18 protein-coding genes, 1 rRNA gene and 3 pseudogenes are annotated in these 22948 nt (G+C 37.9%); 5 read left to right on the top strand and 17 right to left on the bottom strand.

From position 1 onward, the window contains the following. Positions 1 to 496: ribosomal RNA gene (locus tag V7108_RS10135) — 16S ribosomal RNA — on the bottom strand; the annotation flags it as partial. Between the two features lie 476 nt (positions 497 to 972). Between V7108_RS10135 and V7108_RS26900 the strand changes: the two genes are divergently transcribed. Then, positions 973 to 1377 carry a DUF7010 family protein gene (locus tag V7108_RS26900; RefSeq protein ID WP_420489176.1) on the top strand — a complete coding sequence of 135 codons (405 nt, stop codon included), beginning with the start codon at positions 973 to 975 and terminating at the stop codon, positions 1375 to 1377. 176 nt (positions 1378 to 1553) lie between these two features. Here the strand turns inward: V7108_RS26900 and V7108_RS10130 are convergent, their stop codons facing one another. The 11 genes and pseudogenes from V7108_RS10130 to V7108_RS10080 all read right to left on the bottom strand — a co-directional run bounded on the left by V7108_RS10130 (position 1554) and on the right by V7108_RS10080 (position 14402). Then, a complete protein-coding gene (locus tag V7108_RS10130; protein WP_335568122.1) occupies positions 1554 to 3182 on the bottom strand; it encodes an acyl-CoA synthetase in 1629 nt (542 codons plus the stop codon). 133 nt (positions 3183 to 3315) lie between these two features. Continuing rightward, entirely contained in the window at positions 3316 to 4491 is a 1176-nt protein-coding gene (locus V7108_RS10125; protein ID WP_335568121.1) for an iron-containing alcohol dehydrogenase, read from the bottom strand. Positions 4492 to 5048: 557 nt separating this feature from the next. Next, positions 5049 to 5654, bottom strand: coding sequence for a TetR/AcrR family transcriptional regulator (locus V7108_RS10120; RefSeq protein WP_335520208.1), 606 nt, complete (start codon positions 5652 to 5654; stop codon positions 5049 to 5051). Between the two features lie 223 nt (positions 5655 to 5877). Beyond that, on the bottom strand, positions 5878 to 6957 hold the full coding sequence (locus tag V7108_RS10115; protein WP_420489183.1) for a phosphotransferase family protein: 1080 nt from the start codon (positions 6955 to 6957) through the stop codon (positions 5878 to 5880). A 205-nt stretch (positions 6958 to 7162) separates the two neighbouring features. Then, on the bottom strand, positions 7163 to 7576 hold the full coding sequence (locus V7108_RS10110) for a nuclear transport factor 2 family protein (RefSeq protein ID WP_335568119.1): 414 nt from the start codon (positions 7574 to 7576) through the stop codon (positions 7163 to 7165). Between the two features lie 154 nt (positions 7577 to 7730). After that, the gene (locus tag V7108_RS10105; RefSeq protein WP_335568143.1) at positions 7731 to 8393 is read right to left on the bottom strand and encodes an SDR family NAD(P)-dependent oxidoreductase; all 663 of its coding nucleotides are present in this window, start codon (positions 8391 to 8393) and stop codon (positions 7731 to 7733) included. Between the two features lie 309 nt (positions 8394 to 8702). Further along, the gene (locus tag V7108_RS10100) at positions 8703 to 9107 is read right to left on the bottom strand and encodes a nuclear transport factor 2 family protein (protein WP_335568118.1); all 405 of its coding nucleotides are present in this window, start codon (positions 9105 to 9107) and stop codon (positions 8703 to 8705) included. 156 nt (positions 9108 to 9263) lie between these two features. Next, positions 9264 to 10907 carry a flavin-containing monooxygenase gene (locus tag V7108_RS10095; protein WP_335568117.1) on the bottom strand — a complete coding sequence of 548 codons (1644 nt, stop codon included), beginning with the start codon at positions 10905 to 10907 and terminating at the stop codon, positions 9264 to 9266. A gap of 47 nt (positions 10908 to 10954) precedes the next feature. After that, complete coding sequence (locus V7108_RS10090; protein WP_335568116.1) at positions 10955 to 11944, bottom strand: alpha/beta hydrolase; 990 nt, start codon at positions 11942 to 11944, stop codon at positions 10955 to 10957. A gap of 635 nt (positions 11945 to 12579) precedes the next feature. Beyond that, positions 12580 to 12762 (bottom strand): annotated as a pseudogene (locus V7108_RS26895) (GrpB family protein); the annotation flags it as partial. An 866-nt stretch (positions 12763 to 13628) separates the two neighbouring features. Then, on the bottom strand, positions 13629 to 14402 hold the full coding sequence (locus tag V7108_RS10080) for an SDR family NAD(P)-dependent oxidoreductase (RefSeq protein WP_335568114.1): 774 nt from the start codon (positions 14400 to 14402) through the stop codon (positions 13629 to 13631). 298 nt (positions 14403 to 14700) lie between these two features. Here V7108_RS10080 and V7108_RS10075 point away from each other — a divergent pair. Then, a pseudogene (locus tag V7108_RS10075) lies at positions 14701 to 15290 on the top strand (IS21 family transposase); the annotation flags it as partial. Between the two features lie 556 nt (positions 15291 to 15846). Here V7108_RS10075 and V7108_RS10070 read toward each other — a convergent pair. Together V7108_RS10070 and V7108_RS10065 are read right to left on the bottom strand one after the other, a co-directional pair. Continuing rightward, positions 15847 to 16881, bottom strand: coding sequence for a zinc-binding dehydrogenase (locus V7108_RS10070; RefSeq protein ID WP_335568113.1), 1035 nt, complete (start codon positions 16879 to 16881; stop codon positions 15847 to 15849). A gap of 134 nt (positions 16882 to 17015) precedes the next feature. Next, positions 17016 to 18515: an aldehyde dehydrogenase family protein gene (locus tag V7108_RS10065; RefSeq protein ID WP_420489175.1), complete on the bottom strand. Its 1500-nt coding sequence runs from the start codon at positions 18513 to 18515 to the stop codon at positions 17016 to 17018. Positions 18516 to 18888: 373 nt separating this feature from the next. Between V7108_RS10065 and V7108_RS10060 the strand changes: the two genes are divergently transcribed. The 3 genes from V7108_RS10060 (at position 18889) to V7108_RS10050 (ending at position 20490) form a co-directional block, all read left to right on the top strand. After that, positions 18889 to 19842, top strand: coding sequence for an alpha/beta hydrolase (locus V7108_RS10060; RefSeq protein ID WP_335568111.1), 954 nt, complete (start codon positions 18889 to 18891; stop codon positions 19840 to 19842). Between the two features lie 89 nt (positions 19843 to 19931). Next, positions 19932 to 20141 (top strand): EthD domain-containing protein, encoded by a 210-nt coding sequence (locus tag V7108_RS10055; RefSeq protein WP_335568110.1) that lies wholly within the window; start codon positions 19932 to 19934, stop codon positions 20139 to 20141. Continuing rightward, a complete protein-coding gene (locus V7108_RS10050) occupies positions 20119 to 20490 on the top strand; it encodes a hypothetical protein (RefSeq protein WP_335568109.1) in 372 nt (123 codons plus the stop codon). Before V7108_RS10055 ends, V7108_RS10050 begins: the two co-directional genes overlap by 23 nt. Positions 20491 to 20496: 6 nt before the next feature. Here the strand turns inward: V7108_RS10050 and V7108_RS10045 are convergent, their stop codons facing one another. The 3 genes and pseudogenes from V7108_RS10045 to V7108_RS10035 form a co-directional block, all read right to left on the bottom strand. Beyond that, positions 20497 to 20832 carry a hypothetical protein gene (locus V7108_RS10045; protein ID WP_335568108.1) on the bottom strand — a complete coding sequence of 112 codons (336 nt, stop codon included), beginning with the start codon at positions 20830 to 20832 and terminating at the stop codon, positions 20497 to 20499. 603 nt (positions 20833 to 21435) lie between these two features. Then, positions 21436 to 21678: pseudogene (locus tag V7108_RS10040) on the bottom strand (FAD-dependent oxidoreductase); the annotation flags it as partial. Positions 21679 to 21860: 182 nt separating this feature from the next. Next, the gene (locus V7108_RS10035) at positions 21861 to 22928 is read right to left on the bottom strand and encodes a TRAP transporter substrate-binding protein (RefSeq protein WP_335568142.1); all 1068 of its coding nucleotides are present in this window, start codon (positions 22926 to 22928) and stop codon (positions 21861 to 21863) included. Positions 22929 to 22948: the final 20 nt, after the last annotated feature.

Here is a 22948-nt window from a genome sequence, read left to right as displayed (position 1 = left end):
AGGTACCGTCAAGGTACCGGCAGTTACTCCGGTACTTGTTCTTCCCTAACAACAGAGCTTTACGACCCGAAGGCCTTCATCGCTCACGCGGCGTTGCTCCGTCAGACTTTCGTCCATTGCGGAAGATTCCCTACTGCTGCCTCCCGTAGGAGTCTGGGCCGTGTCTCAGTCCCAGTGTGGCCGATCACCCTCTCAGGTCGGCTACGCATCGTCGCCTTGGTGAGCCGTTACCTCACCAACTAGCTAATGCGCCGCGGGCCCATCTGTAAGTGTCAGCGTAAACCGACTTTCAGCTTTCCCTCATGAGAGGGAAAGAATTATCCGGTATTAGCACCGGTTTCCCGGTGTTATCCCAGTCTTACAGGCAGGTTGCCCACGTGTTACTCACCCGTCCGCCGCTAATCAAGAGGTGCAAGCACCTCTTGATTCGCTCGACTTGCATGTATTAGGCACGCCGCCAGCGTTCGTCCTGAGCCAGGATCAAACTCTCCAAGAAAGTTGATATAGCTCCGAAAAGTTACGTTGGCTAGTTTCTATAGAAGAAACTAATATTTTTGTGTTGACGTTCTTGTTTGTTTAGTTTTCAAAGAACAACTTGTCACTTGTTTTTAGCGACAAGAAATATCTTATCATATTCTCTCCACTTGAGTCAACACATTTTTTCAATCCATCATATTGTCAATCACTCTGCGGCAGAACTTTCTTATAATAGCATCGTATCAATAACGGTTCAATTTGAAATTCCTTCCAACTCCTCATTTTTGCTAAATGGCCCCAAATCTTATCATTTTTACTGAACTAATTGTATTAACATACCACCTCAAACAATTTTATAAGGGAGACTTTGTATAGACGGTCACTCGAACAATTACAAACTAATCTAATATCCTTTGCTAAAAAAGGGTTAACCGTTTTTACTATCCAGTTCCTTTGTCTTTTTTATTATTTACTTACCTGCCACTCATTTTCTCCATGGATACCGTCTACCTCATCCGGATTTTCGGATTGATTATCATTTTTCTAATCGGAACTTTACTTAGTAAGCCATTGAGTGTTAATGTCACGGCACCCAATAACCCATTAGCCACATTAGGTAGAATACTTGCAGAATCCCAGGCATTTTATATACCGGTTTTTAACATTGACTATATGTACATTCCTGAATATATTCCATTCAAAATCGGATTATTAGGAGGCTCACTCTTTCTTCCCTATTTGTGGGTATACAAAAGTAGAACATACTTATTTGTATCTTTAGGGACTTGTATAACCTCACTAATCTTAGGAGGAATCTTTTATTTCTGCGGTTCTTTACAACAGACTATTGCTACAGTATTAATCTCAATTGTTGTAAGGACCAATTGTACCATCAACTAGTAAGATGGAATGGCATCAATTACTGGCCAAGGATTTTGTATTTCTATATTAATATTTTATCTATCAAGAACAAAATCGACGTTGTAGTGAGATTTCCGCTGTAATCAAAAAAAAGTTGCTGCCCACCAATTTGAGCAGCTCATTTTGAAACAGTAAATATTAGAGTTTAGCATCCTTTAACTTTTGGCTGTTTGCTCATTCACTTTCAAAAGATATCGTTGAATTTTACCGCTTGGAGTTTTCGGAAGATGATCCGTAAACTCAACTTCTCTTGGGTATTGATGTTTAGATAATTTACTTTTAACATATAAGGATAATTCGTTTGCTAGTTCGGCGGAAGGGGCAAAAGATGGATTTAGAACAACATATGCTTTTACGATTTCGCCTTTAGCAGGATCTGGTTTCCCGACAACCGCCGCTTCCGCCACAGCTGGGTGCTCGATTAGACTGCTCTCTACTTCAAATGGACCAATCCGATATCCTGCACTGGAAATAATGTCATCCGCACGTCCTTGGAACCAAAGATATCCATCTTCGTCCTGACTGGCGAGATCGCCTGTTAATAGCCATTTTCCTTTTATTTTTTCTTCTGTTTTTTCAGGGTTTTGCCAATAGCCTAAGAAAAAGTATGGAAATCCAGTCGTATCGACGGCAATTTGTCCCACTTTCCCTTTTTCAACTGGATTCCCATCTTCATCTACCAAGGCAACATTAAAACCAGGAGATGGCAGCCCCATTGAACCTGGTTTTACAGCCATATCGGTCGTATTAAAATTGTCCACAATCATTCCTGTCTCTGTACAGCCATAGTGATCATAAATCTCTCTTCCGAAGGTTTCCTTAAAGAAACGGACTACTTCCGCATTTAATGGCTCACCCGCACTGCTAAATTTTTTCACTTGAATATTATATTTTTTCGCCAGCTCAGGACCATATGTCATCATCATTCGATAGGCGGTTGGAGCATATGCAAAGTTGGTAACCTTATATTTTTCCAATAGAGTATAGACCTTTTCAACATTAAAAGAACCTTTATAAACAACAATTGAAATACCATAGCTTAAAGGGACGAATGTACAATTAATTAGTCCATAAGCCCAGCCTAAATCTGCTCCCCCTAACATGATATCGTCATCCTCTACACCAATTCCGTGTCGAACATAAGGATAAGAACTAAGTAGGATTTTATGAGCCCAAACGGCTCCCTTCGGCATACCAGTTGATCCTGACGTATATTGGATCACACTTGGCTCCATTATATTTGTAGGTTCTGTTAGATGCTCGTCTGAAAAAGACCCTATAAATTCCCAAAACGTTAATCCGTTGCTTGTTAATCCATCCGTCAAAATAAGTTCACTTGGAATCGATATTTTATCGATTTTTGCAGCTTGTTCTTGGTTGGTTACTAATATTTTACAATCACAATCTTCTAATCTGTACTTGATTGCTTCCTGGGCAAAAGCTGTAAACATTGGTACATAAACTGCTCCTACTTTCCATGTTGCCAGTACCGTGATAATCAATTCCATGTCCTTACCAAGAAGACCTGCCACTCGATCCCCTTTCTTTACTCCAAGGTACCTTAGTGCATTTGCCATACGATTCGATTGTTCCTTTAGTCTTTGGTATGTCCATACATCTGTATTTCCGTCAGCATCTTCCCAATAAATTGCAACCCGATTTGGGTCATCTGCCCAACGATCACAGCATTCATGTCCCATATTAAATTTTTCTTGTACATTCCAGTCAAATGTTTTCACTACCTTTTCCCATGAAAAACCTTCAAGGAGTTCTTGATACTTCATTTCAATCACCTCATAAAATATAAATGAATAGCGTTATTTTTCTATTTAACTTAAGCGCTTTCAAAGGAGTGTAATTAAATTTTCACAGCTGAATAATGTTAAACCATCGTAAATCTAGCTGTTGTTTTTATTCCTACCATGCTGCCTCTAATAGTGAAGTAATTTCTTTATTTAAATCACCAGTGCCCAAAACAAAGCTATTTTCTTCACCTTGAATATCGATAAGGATATTTTTTACTACTGCAGGAATGCTTTCTTTTTTAACTTCAAAATCTCTTAAGTGGTGTGGAATTTCCAGGTCTTGAATCAGACCTCTAATTAAGGTAGGAGCCATACTGGCGTTTTCGGTTATATTTTCCTTACTAAAACCTAAAGCTTCTGTTATTTTTGCCTGTTCATCACTCGTTCTTGGTAATAAAAACTTCATTACATGTGGAAGCATAATCGCAGAGGTCATTCCATGAGGTATGTCATAGGTTGCTCCCAGTTGATGGCCAATACTATGAGATAATCCTAATTTAATATTTACGACAGAAAACAATGATAACCAGGCTCCTAGTTGACATTCCAATCTAGATTCTAGGTTTGTAGGATCATTTTTAGAAATAGGTAGGTGATCATAGAGTTTTTTTAACGCTTGTAATGCTAGACTCGTATTAATTGGATTTGGAACAGGAGTATATAGTGTCTCAACTGCATGATCAACAGCACGAATCCCGGTTGATATCCAAAGCCAATCAGGGGTCTCGACCGTAAATGCAGGATCTAGAAAAACGAATTTTGGTGTCATGTTTAAATGGGAAAACTTATATTTTACATGATCCTCTGCCTTCGTCGTACCTGCTATGCTTGTAAATTCTGATGCAGATAGTGTTGTAGGAATCGCAATATGAGGTAAATAATCCAGCATCTGTGGTGCTTTTTCTCTTAAATTCTCCGAATAAGGATACAAATCGTCTTCAGACTGAATGCCTTCAGATAAAACCAATGATAGGATCTTTGCTGCATCGATCGGACTACCGCCACCACAGCTAAGGATAAGATCAGGGTTAAAATCACGTATTTCTTTTATATTTTGCATCAAAATGTTGCCGGGGACATGTTGTTTTGAGCAGGTTACATATGTGTCTAATTGATTTGCGTGGAGAGTTTCAATCATCCTTTGATACGCCTTTGTTTTTAACATACTATTAGTAGTGACGATCAATAATCTCTTAGCATTAAGCTTCTGTATTTCGCTTACAAGCTGTTCGGCTACGATATTAATCCCGTAATGAATCCGTTCTACAGGCAGATACTGGTAAATCATTCTTGGACCCCTTTCCTTAATATGTAAACTAATAAATCAAACAACTGTTTGTTTTTAATTATAAACAAGAAAGTTTGTTTTGTATATAATTTTATGAATATTAAAAATTCTCAACTCAAAACAATTATATACTAGAAATAAAGGAAAATACAATGCCTCCAATAGGGTCTACTAATCACTAAAAAGGACATTTAAAAACAGTGAAATTTCAACGTGAAACCTCACTGCTTAATAAGACCCTCCCCCTTTATGATAAGATTTATCTATTATTCCGATTTTTCCCCAAAAGTAGCAAATGGCTTTATCTTAAGTACCATCGACCATTTTTATTTATTAATATTCCCCTGCTTTTTAACCTTCTTAAATACCTATTTATCGTATCAGTTCTAACATTTTCATTCATCATTTTATGGCAATTGTTTAGAATATTTTTGGCAGATAATCCCGGAGAGTTTTGTAATAAACCTTTTATTACCTCCTCCAAGGGGTTCACCTCCTAAGTTTTAAAGTTTCTAACACAATCAAATAGAAAATGAAATCAGATAATAAGGAAGCTATTAAGGTTTACGCCAAACTCCTTGAAGTACAAATGCATTAAATTGTTTTGAAATTTCATCAAATGAATACTTATTATCAGGTGAAAACCATCGCTGCATGTAATTATAGACACCAAAAATGGCAAAAGTCATCAGTTTAGGATCTAAATCACTGCGAAATTCTCCCTTTTCAATCCCATCAATCACAATTTTACGAAAAAGACGGTCATATTCGTCTCCAACTGTTGCGATTTCCCCGCCGAATTCCGTTTTGAACCACTCGATTGAAATCCAAACGAATAACTCACTTTGGTATTTCTCAAAACTTGAAATATGATTTTTCAAAGCTTTTTCTAATTTAATAGAAGGAGAATCGCTTGAATTGACAATCACTTTTAAATTCTCCGTCATTTCATTCAATGGTCTCTCAACAACAGCATATAATAAATCATCTTTTTTCTCGATATAGTAATAGAGGCTTCCCTTAAGCATTCCCACTTCATTCGCAATATCCTCTAAAGTGGCCGCTTTATACCCTTTTTCCCGAAAAACCTTGGCGGAAGCATCTACAATTTTATTAAATTTTTCAAATGACTTATTTGTTCTTTTAATATTTGGTTTTGCCACCATCTTTTCCCCCTTTACCCATTCAATAGTTTTCATTTAATATTAATGAATATTATATCTCATAAATCTTTTTTATAAAACAGACGATTGTTTGAGGAGTTTTTAGAGTCCATTTCCATTACTCTTCAGAGATATAATAAGGTCACTCATGCACTTGAATGGGTAAAGTTGAATAAGTATTGTCACGACCACCAACGTACACTTATCAACTTTTTTCTATTAATTAAAATTTTCCCGTTTCAGTGATTTCATAGGCAGACAACATAAGATTACTAACTCTATCTTTAAACTCTGCGAATCGACTGTCATTCGTCTGCCCGACCTTCCACCGATAATAAATTTGTTGTAAGGCTACAGCTAATTTGAAATAGGTAAAAGCCAAATAAAAGCCCAACGGAGGAATATCATAGCCTGTTTGGATTGCATATCTATGAATAAACTCATTCCTCGTAATAAACCCTGGCTCGGTGGTTACGGTTGGGAGACTCTCTTTGAGGTAGTCAGGATCATCTGGTTCTAACCAATAACCTAATGCTCCGCCTAAGTCAAAAAATGGATCTGCGACGGTTGCCATTTCCCAATCTAATATCGCTTCGATTTTTGTAAAATTTTTTAAGAATAACATATTATTTAATTTATAGTCATTATGAATTAAGCTCGAATATTGGGAATTAGGGATGTGATCTACCAACCATTGAGATAGTTTTTCAAAATACGGGATATCATCTGTTTTGTACTTGAGATAGCGTTGAATCCACCCATTTACTTGTCTCTCTAAAAATCCGCTTGGCTTACCAAATTTGGATAAATCAGCGTGATTGTAGTCGATTGTATGCAGTTGAGCGAGTGCATCGACCACCTCGTTTGAAATGTTTACACGTAATTCGTCCGTCGCATTAAATCCCGCCGGAAACTGATCGTTCAATACTACCCCTTGTTTTCGTTCCATAACATAAAAAGGTACTCCTAACACTTCGGTATCTTCACAAAAGACATATGGTTTAGGAATGAATGGGAAAAAAGGATGTAGTCTAGTTAATAAATCTGATTCACGTTTCATATCATGTGCTTTTGGCGGAAGCGGACCTGATGGTGGACGACGCATAACGGCTTCCCAATCACCGCAACGAATAAAGTAGGTTAAATTTGAGAAACCTGTTGTAAATTGTTCTACTTCAAGCTCTTTATTCCCGAAATCAGTTATATGTTCGGCTAAATAGGTTTTTAATGCATTTCGATCAAAGTCTTCACCATCCCGAACAGGAACGGTATCTTTCTTTTCTATTTGTTCCAAGCTATTCACCTCCAAAATTAAAAACTAACGGTTGTTTGATTTTTATTATAATCGCAAATGGAATCCTTTTCAAGGGTATATTTTAAATCTTCTGAAAAAATAGACTAGATGGTGCTTGGTTCTTTAACAATCAATCCACCCATAGATTAAGTTTTAATCACGCTTCCTGAACCTTAAAAAGTTAAACCCCAAATCATTTTACGAAATCCCTTTTTTAAACTGGAAGCTCAATATCTAGATGCCGTTTGCTTATTTTCCAGCTCCCATTTACCTTGACTACTTTATCCCGGTAAATGCCGGTTGATAGCAGTTGACAAGTCCCATTCTCTGTAGCAAAAAGAGTCAAACTTGATCGAGCGAATGCTTGCTCTTCCCCTTCCTCTTCAAAAAAAATATTGGAGATCTGATGCAAACGTTTATCAGTCTGTCTTTCAATCGCACGTTTCATAAAATTTAAAACGGCTTCTTGACCATCATAGGGGCCAATCAAATCTCCGCCGCCAACACGTATCGTCATCACAGAATCCTCTGCAAAGCATTCTGTAAGCATTTCTATATTGTGGGAATCATACCCATGTGCTGCTCTGTATAATACTTCGTGGATTGCTAATTTTTCTTCTGGTTTCATTATTTCGTTCACTCCTTTTCAGACTGAATATCATCGAGTGCCTTTATTAATTCCTTCCCGCCTTCTACTAGTTCTGTATCTGCTACGCCAACAATGGCTACTTTTCCGCATAATGAATCCATTTCCTTTTCCCCCTATTTTAATGCCATCAAGCTTATGAAGTTGTCATGCCCCTATCAATAGGAATAATTGCACCATTTATATATCCTGCTTCATCAGAACCTAGAAACCTTACTAAGGTAGCCACCTCTTCAGGTTTCCCAATTCGATTTGCTGGAACCTTTTCCATGACTAAATTGTAATACTCTTGCAGATTGTCAGGATTGTATTTTTTAGCAGCATTTTTCATCATATCTGTATCAATTGGCCCTGGACAGATGGCGTTTACTCGAATGTTTAACTTTGCGTTTTCGGCAGCTGCTGATCTTGTTAATCCCACAACCGAATGCTTACTTGCTGTATAAGCGCTTAAATTGCCCTGCCCCAAAATACCTGCAACTGAAGCAGTGTTAATGATACTACCTGATTTCTGTTTCTGCATCACTTGGATAACATATTTTAAACCAAGGAAAACTCCTTTTGTATTAACGGATATGACTCTATCAAATATCTCTTCATCATAATCACCAATTGGAGTGACAGCTCCTTCTATCCCTGCGTTATTATAGAAAACATCAATCCGTCCATACTTTTCTACAGCTTCTTTCACATATTTTTGTGCATCCTCGGATTTTGCCACATTTCCTTCAACAAATTGAACATCTGAAGTAACTTCTTTAACTGATTCAAGTGTTTTTCTTGCTTCTCCCTCAGTAATGTCAACTAGTACAAGTTCGCACCTTCCTTTGCAAAGCGAGGTGCTCTAGCGCGACCAAGACCTCCGCCAGCACCGGTAATAACCACTACTTTTCCTTTAATACCCATAAAATATCCCCCTCAAATTAACTAGTAAGTAAGATGTTATTTTCATTAAATTAGTAGATCTTCACATTAATGCCTTCTAAGTAAGATTGTAAATAACAGACCCTCAAGACAGACAGGGAAAATGCCCATTACATTCACCCTGTCTTGTATGTTCTATTAATCTAATATTACTTTAAGTAGTTTTCTTAATTGCCCTCATTATTTAACCTAGAAAAACGGCTCGTGTATGTTCAGTATCTAAAAATTCTTTTACTTTCTGAATCTTCCCGTCTTCCACTTCGAATAGGAAGTGATAAATATTATTATATACACGCCCATTACTTAACTCTGCATAGGACTCTGTCTCTACAGCAACTCGTCCGCCTTCTGCTGTCATAGCAAGAGGAGTTAAACTAATCGCGCCAGTTTTGGTCGAGGTAGCGATTCCTGAATTCATTCCCCTAAATTCCTTCATATTCTTTTCTCCAGAAATACCCTCAATCGTACCCGCAACCCACCAAGTTGCCGAATCAGACATGTACTCCATAAATGCGTCAATATTCCCTGTAGAGAATGTTTTCATAAAGTCTGTGATTAATTGTTTATTCGCTTCTTCAATTTTACCCATTTTGTATTCGCCCCTTTTTTTAAAATAAACTAGGATATCCTGTTTCAAGCAAAGGGATTATCCCTTATCTGCAAGGTAGCATAACCTCAATTCAATTCCAAAGATATTCTATTTATGAAGATCATTTCCCAGTGTTTATCTGGGGGTATACCCTTATTAGCGTACCGTAGTCTTACTAGAGGACATCAAAGAAAATCCCTCATAGCCCTTATTGGCTACTTCATCGCATTTGTCGCGGTATGGTCCATAACCCCCAACATAAATCTGGAATCCACGTGCTTTACCAGGAATATTCGCACCCGTATACCAGGATTCAGCCTTGGTATAGAGCGTTGAGTCGGCCAGCTCGCCGCAGTGCTTGCTCCAGGCCTCTTCCGCCTCTACCTTTGCTTCGATAATTTCAATATTCTTTTCGCGAAGATAGTTGATACAATCCATGACCCATTCAACATGCTGCTCAATCGCTACAGGCATGTTGCCGAGTACAGAAGGACTTTCTGGTCCGGTAATCATAAACATATTCGGGAAACCAGCAGTAGCGATTCCAAGGTAAGTTCTCGTCTCCGAACCATTAACCCATTTATCCTTAAGGGACACGTCATCCTTACCACGGATATCGATCTTAAACAAGGAACCTGTCATACCGTCGTAACCGGTTGCAAAAACGATTGCATCCAACTCGTATTCACTATCAGCAGTCCGTATTCCCTTGGCTGTGATCTCCTGAATAGGCGCTTTCTTGATTTCTACCAAACTAACGTTTGGTCGATTATAGGTCTCAAAATAATCAGTGTCAATGATTGCACGCTTAGTACCGTAATAGTACGTAGGTGACAACTTTTCGGCTGTCTCAGGGTCTTTTACGGTTTCACGTATTTTTGAGCGGATGAACTCGGAGGCCGTTTCGTTTGCTTCCTCGTTTGCAAGTAAATCATTGTAAGCAAACAATATTCTTGCGCCGCCTGCCTCCCAAGCCTTCTCATATGCCTTTCGGCGTTCTTCAGGTGAATCCTCGAGAGCTGACTGATTATTAATTGGAATCGGTAAGCCGCCCAATGATGCGCGTACTTCCTTCTTCATTTCATGGAAGTTTTCTTTTGCTTGTCGTATAAACTCCTCAGTGTACGGATTGTTTTTCGCTGGTGTACTGTATTGTGGCGTCCTTTGAAAAACGGTGAGGTGGGCTGCCTCTTTGGCAATAACTGGGATTGCCTGTACACCGCTTGAGCCATTGCCGATAATTCCAACCCGCTTACCCGTAAAGTCCACTTTTTCATGCGGCCAATGTCCAGTATGGTACCACTCCCCCTCAAAGTTATCTAAGCCCTTAATGCTAGGGATATTAGCGGTAGAAATACAGCCTACTCCTGTGATGAAGTATTTAGCCGATACGCTTTCTCCATCCTCCGTTCTGATGTGCCATCTATTTAAGTCATCATCGTAATAGGCAGACTTGATGCGTGTATTGAACTGGATATCCCGCCGCAGATCGAACTTATCTGCTACGAAATTAAGGTAACGCAGGATTTCTGGCTGCTCAGGGTATCTGGAAGTCCATGTCCATTCCTTATAGAGTTCTTCAGAGAAGGTGTAGTTATAATAAATGCTTTCCGAATCACAGCGCGCTCCAGGATAGCGATTCCAATACCAAACACCGCCGACACCATCAGCTGCCTCATAGACACGGGTAGAGAAACCAGCCTCACGTAAGCGATAAAGCATATATAACCCCGAAAATCCTGCACCGATTACAACCGCATCAATGTTAGTTACTTGATTGTTTTTTTGAGTAGCTGTCATTTTAATCCTGCCTCCTAATGAATTTAATTTTGGAAACCCTTTCATTATTACGGTCTATTGGTTAAATGGACTTGCTCTGATTTGACCCCATTTAAGAATCGGGCAATTTTAGAAATCGTTACTTTTATCTGTTCAGGGAAAACCGCCATATTGGTAAAATATCCATGAACTAAACCTGGCTCAGTATACGACTCAACTTTACCCCCAGCTTCCTTTAAGCGTTTTGCATACGCTTTACCTTCATCCCGTAGGACGTCAAATTCAGCAGTCACAACAAAAGCCGGCGGAAGACTGTTGAGATCCTCAGCCAATAATGGAGCTACATAGATGTTTTTTGAATCTAACTCATTGTTGATATAATAATCGCCAAACCAAATCATTAGGTCTCTGTCCAGACCAAACCCTTCGGCAAATTCAAGGTATGAATCGGTATCATACCCCAAATCTGTTACAGGGTAAATTAGTACTTGGGCAGAAATGTTTGGTCCTTTTCGATCCCTGGCCATCATCGAAACGACTGCAGATAAATTTCCACCGGCACTATCTCCGCCGACTACAATATTGGAAACATTACCATTTATGGACGTAGCATTTTCATATACCCATTGCAAGGCTGCATAGGAGTCTTGTACAGGAATTGGGAACTTATATTCAGGAGCAAGTCTATAATCTACAGAAACTACTACTCTTTCTGTCCTGTTTGCGATCATTCGGCAGCTTGCATCAGCTATTTCAAGATCACCAAGGACCCAGCCACCACCATGGTAATAGACAAAGAGAGGAAAAGGACCCTGGCCTTCTGGTGTATAAATTCTAACATTAATTTCAGCATCGTCGCCAACTGGAATCAGTCTGTCCTCAATTTTTGCGAGCGGTGCCAGTTCAACCTCTACAGGGGGGGCCTGTGCGAACATATCTCTTACTGTCTGAGGTTCTAACGTCTGAAGGAGAGGAATTTGATAAAACATTTCTAAATACGCTTTTGCTTGTGGGTTTAAATTAGCCAAAACCATCATCCCTTCTTTAAAAATCTTCATTATCCTACCTGCATTCCAGAAAAAACCATTTCTTAGATTCAAAGGCTTTTACATAATTCCCTTCACGACATTTTAGTACAAGAACTAAATTTCATATCAATCCCCCCTCGAAATGATTGGTAGTACTCAAAAATGAAACAATCATCTGTTTGAATTATACATTCAATTAAATTTAATATCAATACAAAAAATTCAGAATATTAAAATAGTATTCGATTACTTTTGTCCTTTTTTAGTCGGGTTCTAAGTAAATCAACCAAGATGTAAAGACACTATTAAGCAAAATTGAAATCTATAAAACCAACCAAAAGTAGTCTTTATTTACCCAACCTTTACAATTTTACAATTAATACCATGTTAAAATATTGTCGTAGATCTATCAGATATGAAATAGGATCTGAAATGGGAATCTGTTGCGGGGTTTGTTATGAAGTATTAAAAGATGATGATCTAATCAAAATAGATTTTACAAATGCACTTACTCACTATACTTGCCTTGATCTTGGGATTAACTTAATAAAGAATATAGATACATTCGGGAATATAAAAGAGAAGTATTCATTCTTTAGTGAAGAATTAGTATATTAATCCTACTGTCGTGTTGTAAAGGGTATCCAGTAAAATGCAATTTAAATTTCTATTACAATATCTATATCCAAAATTGGTTTTGCTCCCAACCCTAGGACTGAAGCGCTTCCAACGTGTTCTATATCAATAATCAAATCAGATAAAGACTTACTTATTACTTGTTTTATTGATTTGAATTCCTTTATCCATCGCTCATCGAAATTTATAATTTTTATACCAGAATGTGTCAATCTTTGCTCCCCTATATATTGTTGTTTCATTAATCTTAAATAAAAAATAGCTTGGAAAGAGTTTCCCAAGCTAGATTGCCATAAATAGGTCTGACCTTCTTCCTTTTTCAATCGTTCCTTCTTCATGTTCGTAAAATAGACTTACTCCAATAGGGGGTACCAGCAAGTTCAACCCTCAGCTTGCGGCAATTTACCTCGACTGTAATACACATTTTAATTTCCGCTTATCATAATTTAATCCATGTTCCGATAAGAAATCAGCAAATTGTTTGATTAAAATAATGATCTGGAGAATTAAGAAGCAGCAAGAAAAAATCGAGCAACTGGATGGTAAGCTTGGTTGGGATGACATAAATTATATTTCTCAATTTGATTACGAACAAATAAAATAACTTTATCTTTCCCTATTGCCCTGGTATGAAATCTTTTCATTCCACCCTTAAACTTCCCTTGACTCTTTGCTATTTCAACTCCTTCACGTTGAGCAGTTTTAACTCACTGTTTTTCCTCTCCTCTTAAACCATCCATAAAAGAAGAGGCAAAACAACAAAAGAAACCATTTGCTCCATTCCTTCGATCTTTTTTTACTTTCGCGTATCAAGAATATGCATGTTCAGAAACACGATATTTAACAAATATACCAATAAACCCATTCTCAAAAACCATGGTTTTTGAGAAAACTAAAAAAGGGTGATTTTCCACCCTTTTTTCGTCATTTTTTATACCAAAACTTATATCAAAATCAATTTATCATAAATGAATTTTTTGGATTACCGATAACAAGTGCTATGCCGATTAAACAGGAAAGCCTAAAACTAGTGAATGACTTTCAGCGCCCTTACAGAATGTACTTATTTGGAATATTGTTATTGAGGAAAAACACCGCCGTCAATTGTATAAATTGATGCTGTTACATATGATGCTTCATCCGATAACAAAAACGCTGCAACATTTGCGATTTCTTCTGGTTCACCGTAACGTCCCATTGGAATTGCCGAAGTAAACATTTTTTCTGCCTCCTCGGCAGCACCTGGTACGGTATTTTTTTCAATTCGTTTAACCATTTGTGTGTTTACTCCACCTGGTGCTGTAGCATTCACCCGTATACCGCGTCCGGCTACCTCTGCTGCAACAACCTTTGTCAAGCCAAGAACAGCGTGCTTAGATGAGTTATATGCTGACATGCCTGGTGTACCCACGAGTCCAGCTTGAGAACCAGCATTTACAATGCTTCCTGAACCTTGTTTTTTCATAACAGGTACTACATATTTCAAACCTAAAAACACACCTTTTACATTTACATTGAATACAAATTCAAATGTTTCAAGATCGTAGTCTTCTACAGGTAAAGTTTTTCCTTCTACCCCAGCATTATTGAAAAATCCATCGATTCTACCGAACCCTTCAACTGTTTTATCAACATAATTTTTAACTTGATTCTCTTTTGTCACGTCAGCAGCAATTGTAAGATATCTACTATCTTCTAGCTCAAGTTCTTTAGCGGTTAGATGTAAAGCGTCTTCATTTAAATCAACCAAAGCTACGTTTGCACCTTCTTGATACACTTTTTTTACAAGTGCTTTTCCGATTCCACCGGCTGCACCAGTTACTAATACGACTTTCCCATCAAATTTACCCATGCTCATCCCCCTTAAAGATAACGCTTACATTTTAAGTGTACTCCTAAAATTTCCATCTACCAAACTATTTGCTTATAAAATGGTAGGAAAAATCATTGGATTCTCTTTCCCATTGCAAATTTAGGTGTTGTAATGTTTTATCGTTTTTAGAAACTAACATTTCTACCTTTTCATCTAGTAAAACATCGGACCAAATTTGAAACGAATGCTCGATAAGATGCCCCACCATGTGCACTAAGGTAAATTTTATCCTATTGAAGTTTTTATAGAGTACATCTGCAACTTTAAAAACGAAAAAAGGCATAAACAGGTTAGAAATCGCAAAGTAATGGATCCTGTGAGCCCAATTATTGATAAGTGGCTCCAGGAGGATTTGAAGATAAAGAAAAAGTATCGTAAGCAAAAAGAATATTTGACCAATTGGTTAGTGATTATAGTTTTAAGGGTGCAGACCGAACAGTTAGAGAATATGTGTCTAGTAGAAAAGTAGAATTATTAGAGGATACCTCGAATTCTGCCATCCCATTAGAAGCAAAGCCAGGTACAGCTCAGGTGGACTTTGTGGAAGCACCATTTAAACATAATGGAGAGACTATTGATTTACCCTTTCTAGCGCTTTCCTTTCCTAATAGTAATGCTTTTTATTTTCAGGTCTTTTATTCACAAAATAGAGAGTGTTTTTTAGAAGGATTAAAGCGAATATTTCATTACATAGGTGGAGTGCCAAAGACGATTCGATTCGATAATCTTGCCCCAGCTGTAAAGAAGGTAATACCTAATGGAGGTATAGAACTGACAGAAGAATTTCAAAACTTTGTATTCCATTATGGTTTTGAACCTGAATTTTGTAACCCTGCCAGTGACAATGAAAAAAGTCATGTAGGTGCGAGTTGAAGTCGTTGTGTAAATTGTCATTATATGACTGCTCCTTCCGCTTGGGGTATTCCTACTGTCACATGCGATGGGAGTAATTCTCTGGTGTGAAGCTGACAGGACAATGTGAGAACTAGATAAACTATATATCTATATATTGCTAGGAAAAGCTTTTCTATTGTTAACTTATGTGAATTGATGTAAGAGTCGTTACCTTTGCTGTGCGAAATATGGTTGACACGCTCTACCCAAAATGGGGCAGAATTAGGCATTAATCACTCAATTTTAAATATTCCAAATAGGCCAAATCTACGTTAGGCAATTGTGATTGGATAAAGCGTTAAAATGAAAAGGAATGGAAATAAAACAGAAGGATTTTCGGTAAAATTTATCCTAACTGAAATAAATGGACTAATAGCGAAATTTATACTTCCTTATAAGTTAAAATGAGGAGAGAAGATCGCTCTCCCCTCCTTCAGCCTAATACCCATTGTTTAAATTAAACTCTAGAAAGCTAGTAAGGATGAACCGCGCAGTACCTCTGTTTTAAAAAGGAATCACGGTTAAACCATTAGTCAAATTTTGTTATGACATAGGTTCCAGTATTTGAGAAATTCGCCATATCTTCAAAAATTTGATTTACATCAGATAGAGCAATCTCACCCGAAACCATTTTTCCTGGCTGTAAATCACCTTGAGCCACAGAAGCCAAAAGCTTATCAAAACGGTGAACAGGCAGTCCTAACGTCGTATACAAATGAATTCCTTTCATCAGCATCTCATCGATTGGAATCGAAATATAACCAGATTCTGCCTTCGAGGTGACACCAATTTGTAAGTGTCTTCCACCTTTTCTTAAGCTATGAATCGCATTTACACATGTTTGGGCAATCCCTAGAGCATCCACAGATACATCTGCTCCACCTCTTGTTAATTCCTGGACTGCTTCAATCGGGTTATTATTTTTGCTGTTTACCGTATGAATCGCACCCATTTCTTTTGCTAAACTCAGATTCGATTCATTAATATCCACGCCAATTACATGCGCCCCTAATGATTTTGCAATATGAATTGCAGACAAGCCAATTCCGCCGCAGCCGTATACTACAACCGTTTCTCCAGGGCGAACCTTTGCGATATCAACAACTCCATGGTATGAGGTCATTACCCGGCAACCGAGAGCGGCGCCATCACGGAAACCGATTTCCTCTGGAAGATGAACGAGATTGCGATCCGCATGCGGAACCGGTACATATTCTCCAAAACCGCCGGAATAAGTAAATCCTGGAATATCAGGAGAGTCACATAAATGAACGTTCCCTTTTAAACAGTGCGGACATGAGCCCTCACTTCCAGTAATCGGTATAATGACACGGTCACCTTTTTTAAAGTTCTTTACTTCGCTTCCTACCTCTTCGATGACACCACATAACTCATGGCCTAACACATTGGAACCTGAAGCAAGTTCTCCAGCCCATACATGCCAATCACTTCGGCAAACACCATTTGCTTTTACTTTCACAATGACTCCATTTTTATCAATGATTGGATCTGGAACATCTTTCAAAACCATTTTTCTGATATCTTCTAAAACAAGTGCTCTCATTTTACATTTCCCCCTCATTCACTATTATTTGATAAACGTAAAAGAGATCGGGCTGATCCCTTTTACAATTCAATACATCGCTAGAAAACAATATAAAAACCTAAATGCCGATTCGCTATGCGAAAAGAGTATATTTAATCTAAGTTCACCCAAACATTTTTGATTTCTGTATACGCATCAATGGAAGCTGCACCATTCTCTCTTCCAAGTCCACTTTGTTTAAATCCTCCAAATGGCGAACCAGGTTCAGTAATATTGTAAGTATTGATCCATACATTCCCTGTTCTTAATGCATGGGCAACCTTATGTGCTTTACGAAGATCGGTTGTACAAATTCCTCCACCTAAACCATAGACTGTATCGTTCGCCTGTTTAACAACCTCGTCAATGTCATTGAACGGCATAGCCCCAACGACTGGACCAAAGATTTCTTCTCTTGCAATAGTCATTTCATTGTGGACATTAGAAAGAACCGTTGGCTTGACGAAATGACCTTTTGCCAAATCAGCTTCAGTTGCATCTCCACCAATCACGACTTCGGCCCCTTCTCTTTGTCCAATATCCAAATAATTTAAGACCCGACTTTTCTGTTTTGCTGAAATAAGAGGTCCGATGACAGTCTCCTTATCGAAACCGTTTCCAACTTTATAGTTCTTGGAATATTCCGCTAGGTCTGCCAGGAATCGGTCATAAATTTTACTCTCAATAAACAATCTTGAACCAGCAAAGCACACTTGACCGGAATTAAAGAAGATCGAATTGGCAGCATTAGCAAGAGCCGTTTCATAGTCAGCATCTGCAAAAATAATATGGGCAGATTTTCCGCCTAGTTCTAAAGTTACTTTTTTAATATTTGATGCACTATTTTGGATAATTTGTCTTCCAGTTACCGTAGATCCAGTAAAGGCAATTTTATCAACATCAGTGTGAGATGCTAATGCTGAACCAACAGTTGGACCATAACCAGTGACAATATTTACAACACCATCTGGGAAACCAGCCTCTTGTACCAGTTCCGCAAATCTTAATAGACTGATAGGAGTTTCTTCAGATGGTTTAACAATCACTGTATTTCCAACGGCAAGAGGAGCGGATACTTTCATGATGGCATTCATTAATGGAGCATTCCAAGGAACAATCCCTGCACACACGCCAATTGGTTCACGGATTGTGTAATTAAAGATATTCCCTGGTGTCGAAGAAGGTATGGTTTCTCCCGTAATTTTTGTGGCCCATCCTGCGTAGTAACGGAAATTGTCTGCTGCTGCAGCTGCAAAACCGGTGGTTAATGAAACCGGCTGTCCATAATCAAGTGTGTCTAAGTGAGCTAATTCTTCTGCATTTTCTTCAATTAGATCCGCTAGTTTTAAAATCAATCTAGCACGCTCATTGGGTTTCATTTTTGGCCAAGGGCCTTCTTCAAATGCTTTTCTAGCAGCTCTTACTGCTCTGTCCACATCCTCCTTATCACCTTCGGCTGCAGTTGTGATTAACTCTCCAGTTGCCGGATTTCTTATTTCCGTCCTTTTTCCGGAAATCGCGTCTACCCACTGGCCACCAATAAACATTTTTAATGGTTTCGAAATAAACTGTACTGCTTTTGGATTTAATGCTATTAATGTAGTCATCCTCATCTTCTCCTCCTCTTTTATTAAATAATAAACATAGGAAAATCTTAGAAGTAAATTTATTATAGACAACATTCCATTATTATGAATATTGATTATAATCTTTTCGTTGAAACTCATATTGTTGAATACCGAACTTGGACATGAAAAAACAGCCGTCTAAAAAACTAACGATTGTTTGATTTTATTTTAACAACTTTTAATGGTAAAGTCTATATATCATTTATACTATTCTGATTTTTCTGCTAATTATAAACTCGACTGTTCACTATAAAGAAAGTATATTTCGAATTTTCCTATAATTATATTGCGTTCTATTACACTAGCATCTATAATATAAATGAAAACGATTTCACTTTGTAGATAGGAGGAATTTACTATGACAATGCAACCAGCAGTAAAAAAACTAGTAGATCAAATTAATGAGGCCTTTGCCTCAGGTGTTCCTAAAATTGAGGAGATGTCCGTGCAAGAAAACCGGGACGGGCTTATGGCTTTTTACAAAGATTTACGTGGAGAAGTACAAGAAGTTGCTAAAGTTGAAGATGTTCAGATTCCTGTGGATGGATCGGAAATTACGCTTCGTTTATACACTCCAGAAGGAGAAGGTCCATTCCCGGTTATTATGTTCTTCCATGGAGGCGGTTGGGTACTAGGTGATCTAGAAATCGTAGATCCAATTTGTCGATCGCTCGCAAATTCTACCGAATGTTTGGTTGTTTCTGTCGATTACCGCCTTGCGCCTGAATATAAATTCCCAGTTGGAATTGAAGACTGTTATGCTGCTACGAAATGGGCGGCTGAAAATATCGCCAATTATAATGGGGAACCTAACCGTATTGCCACATGTGGCGATAGTGCAGGAGGTAACTTAGCGGCCGTGATTCCTTTAATGGCAAAAGACCGTGGGGGTCCAAATATCTCCTATCAAATTATTTTATATGGAGTAACTGATTTCTCCTTTAGCACAAACTCCTATTTAGAAAATGGAAAAGGTTGCTACTTAGAAACAACGGCTATGCGTTGGTTTGCGGATCAATATTTAAATAATGATGAAGAAAAATCACACCCGTATGCTTCTCCTATTCTTGCAGAAGACCTTACTGGTCTACCACCGGCACTTGTATTTACGTGTGAGTACGATGTGTTGCGTGATGAAGGTGAGGCCTATGCTGCTAGATTAAAAGAAGCAGGAGTTCCAGTTGAAGTCGTTCGTTATGATGGTCAAATCCATGGGTTCTTCTGGATGCCTGTACTTATGTCTGATGCACAGGATGCAATGAAGAGAATTACAAACGCACTCAAAAAGCAATTCTCCGCATCTGTAAAATAACATACTAGTATTAATATCGTTTTATAGAGGCTGTTTAGGATAACTCATATCTTTTGCAGCCTCTTTAATATGAAAAAGGAGGAAATCAGTTGATAAAGGTATCCACTGTTATGAAAAAGAATAAAGATTTATCAATCCCCGAGTTTCATGATCATTGGCTCAATGAACATGCTGATATTGCGATGAGTACTCCCTCTTGGTTTAAATATATGAAAAAATACGTTCAATCCCATACTTTACATGCGTTGCATCCTGATCATAAGCCAGCTTATGACGGTGTCGCACATTTTTGGGGTTGATAGTGTAGAAAGTTTCCAGGAATGGTCACGACTGCAAGAACTCAATGTAGTAGCTGCTGATACAAAGAAACTTGTCGAACAGGACAAATTTATCCGCTTATTTACAAACGAGGTTGAGAAGTATTCAACCCCTAACTGGGAGCAAAAAAGCAAGATCAAAAGAATCTCTTTTATAAAAAAATCAAAAAACATATCCCTTAAAGAATTTCACGATCATTGGTCAAACTATCACAGCCAATTAGTCATAAATAGACCATGGTGGAAGCACTGTAACCGTTATGTACAAAACTATATTCAGTACGACGCTTATCCACCTGGTAAATCACCACTTGGGTTGATAATTTATTAGTGATGTTCAAATTCCTTTAATAAATTCGTCAACGTTTTCAATATTGTATTGTGGTACCGTTAGTTCCTGCTGTTTTGAACCTGGATTCGCTTTGATGTTTCGATAGGCTAATAAGATATTATCTCTTGATATGATATATTCATATAATCTTAGACCTTTTGTATTATTATTTTTACTTTGTTCGTAATCTGCTTGTCGTAAGGTTGTACTCACCGATGGATTGTTTCTCCTTTTATTCGCAAAAGCTATCATCTTACTCGACCCTGTGAGTTTCACTGAATTGATTAGTCTCTCAAAGAATAAGACTTGGGACCGTCCCTCCACGCCCGTTACACGTTTCATGTTACTATATCCCTAATTTTGCAAGAATAAAGCCACTTCGATATTTATTTATCTTATAGATACTATCCCGATAGTAGTCGTTTTTATAGTGGATGTTTCTTATTTACAAAGTTCCGATTAACCTAGCTTTACATATATCCGTAGGTGCTCACTTTAGCCTGTCAATCCTATATCCTCATTTGTTAGATATGCCGAGGTTCCTATGTACTAATCGTACTTTTCGGTGTTTGACCCTGCGAGTATACGTCTTTCGAGCGTATCAAAAATCTAGATCCGTACATTCGTGAGTTCGTCAGTCTTACGTACTGGACATTCTCACCTTAGATATTTTATAGCCTTCCGACTTATCATGAACCATATTCTAGTTAAGAACTTAGGCTCACACCAGCAGACTTCACCTAGCTTCATACACGTTCAGGCTACTAACATTTCGTGCATGTAGGAGTATCAGATACCTGGTTTCAGCTCAACATGACAGCTTTCATTCCGAGTTTCAATTAATCAGTTATAATTGCCTTTTGGCAATCCTCCTATTTTGTGAATTTACACTTATTAGGAAACGTTTCGCAGTACATTTTTTCACAATCTGCTGGCTTGCACCTAATCTAACGTTTCTGGAAGTACTTTTGCTCTTGTGACGATTTCTTCAGTTGGCAGGACACGATTGGCATATTCAATCAACGTTACTTGGATTCCAAAGTCCATAAGCATTGATGTCCATTCGAATTCCAATAACTTCATCACCAATAAATGATCATAGAAGCCGGCAGCTCCTCCATTTTCAGGATTCATCCGATGTCATCACATACACCTATCAACTTCTAAACCTCGGAGTGTTCTTGGCCGTTCTGAAATCCCTCTTTTCTTTTTATAAATGTTATATTCCGTGTCCAATAAAAGGACAAAAAAGACTACTTATCAACTATATATGAAGACAAGTAGTCTCATTTTTCCAGATGTGGCAATCACTTTTTTAACTTTTTCTTTTTACTTATATGATTAACCTATCAAAAATTTACTTCATCAAACTAATCTAATGTTGAAATCCCTTTCAAAAGCTCCTCTCCCCCATCAACTTTTTCTTCAAATAGTTTCCAAGAAGATCTAGTAGCTGTTTTCATTTCGTTAATCTCTTTCTCACTTGGGTAGTAAATTTTCATGCCCATTTCCGATTCCATTTTATTCAAATCTTCTAATATTTTGTTACTAATTGTTTCTTTTGCATGAGTCTCTAATTTTTTCCCGGTTTCTACAAGAATATCCTGAAGATCCTTAGGTAAGGATTCAAACTTGTCCACCGACATCAATACTGGTGTAACGGTATTAGTCAATTGCGCAAATGTAACATTTTTCAATGGTAATTTGACATCATATGCATATATTGGGTTACTTATCATACCATCAACAACACCTTGTTGAACGGCTGTAATTGCTTCAGCACCAGTAATAGTAATACCACTTGCACCAAACGCTTTAATTGTTTGAGGTGTTATTATTCCCCCTGGTGATCTTAATTTTAAACCCTTCGCACTATCTACATTTGTCACTTGTTTTCCATTGGTAAATAATGTTCCAAAATAATCCACATAACTGAATGATAATATTTTGACTCCTCGTTTTTCCATTCTTTTTGCTATCATTCCACCGCCGTCTTCACTACTTAAGAATTTTTCCCTATTTTCTAAATAAACCAGCGGATCTTTTGGGTTATCTTTAAAAATGAAAGGCAGGTCAAAAAAATTCCATATCGGGTCAAAACTTGATAGGACTGGAGAAGTTGAGTGTACCATATCGATTTGTCCTTGTAATAAGGCAGGAACTTCTTGGTCATGCGGCATTAGCTGAGCACTTGGGTATATTTCTAACGATAATCGCCCTTCACTGCTTTTTTGCACTTCCTCGTTGAACCACTCCATAAACGTATGCATATAAGAACCTGGAGAATAACTATGTGCCAACTTTAGTACATATTTCTGATTAGAATTTGCTTCAGTATTTCCGTTATTCGAATTATCGGCAGAACTCTTTGTATTTCCGCATGCCGATATCAATGGCATAGCTATTAATAAAAAAATCGCGAGAATGAGCTTTTTCATATTAATCAACCTTTCTGAAA

The organism is Neobacillus vireti (assembly GCF_036962345.1).
Classification (GTDB): domain Bacteria; phylum Bacillota; class Bacilli; order Bacillales; family Cytobacillaceae; genus Neobacillus; species Neobacillus vireti_A.
Note: the sequence above shows the minus strand (reverse complement) of the source record. Positions and strands in the feature narration are given on the sequence as shown.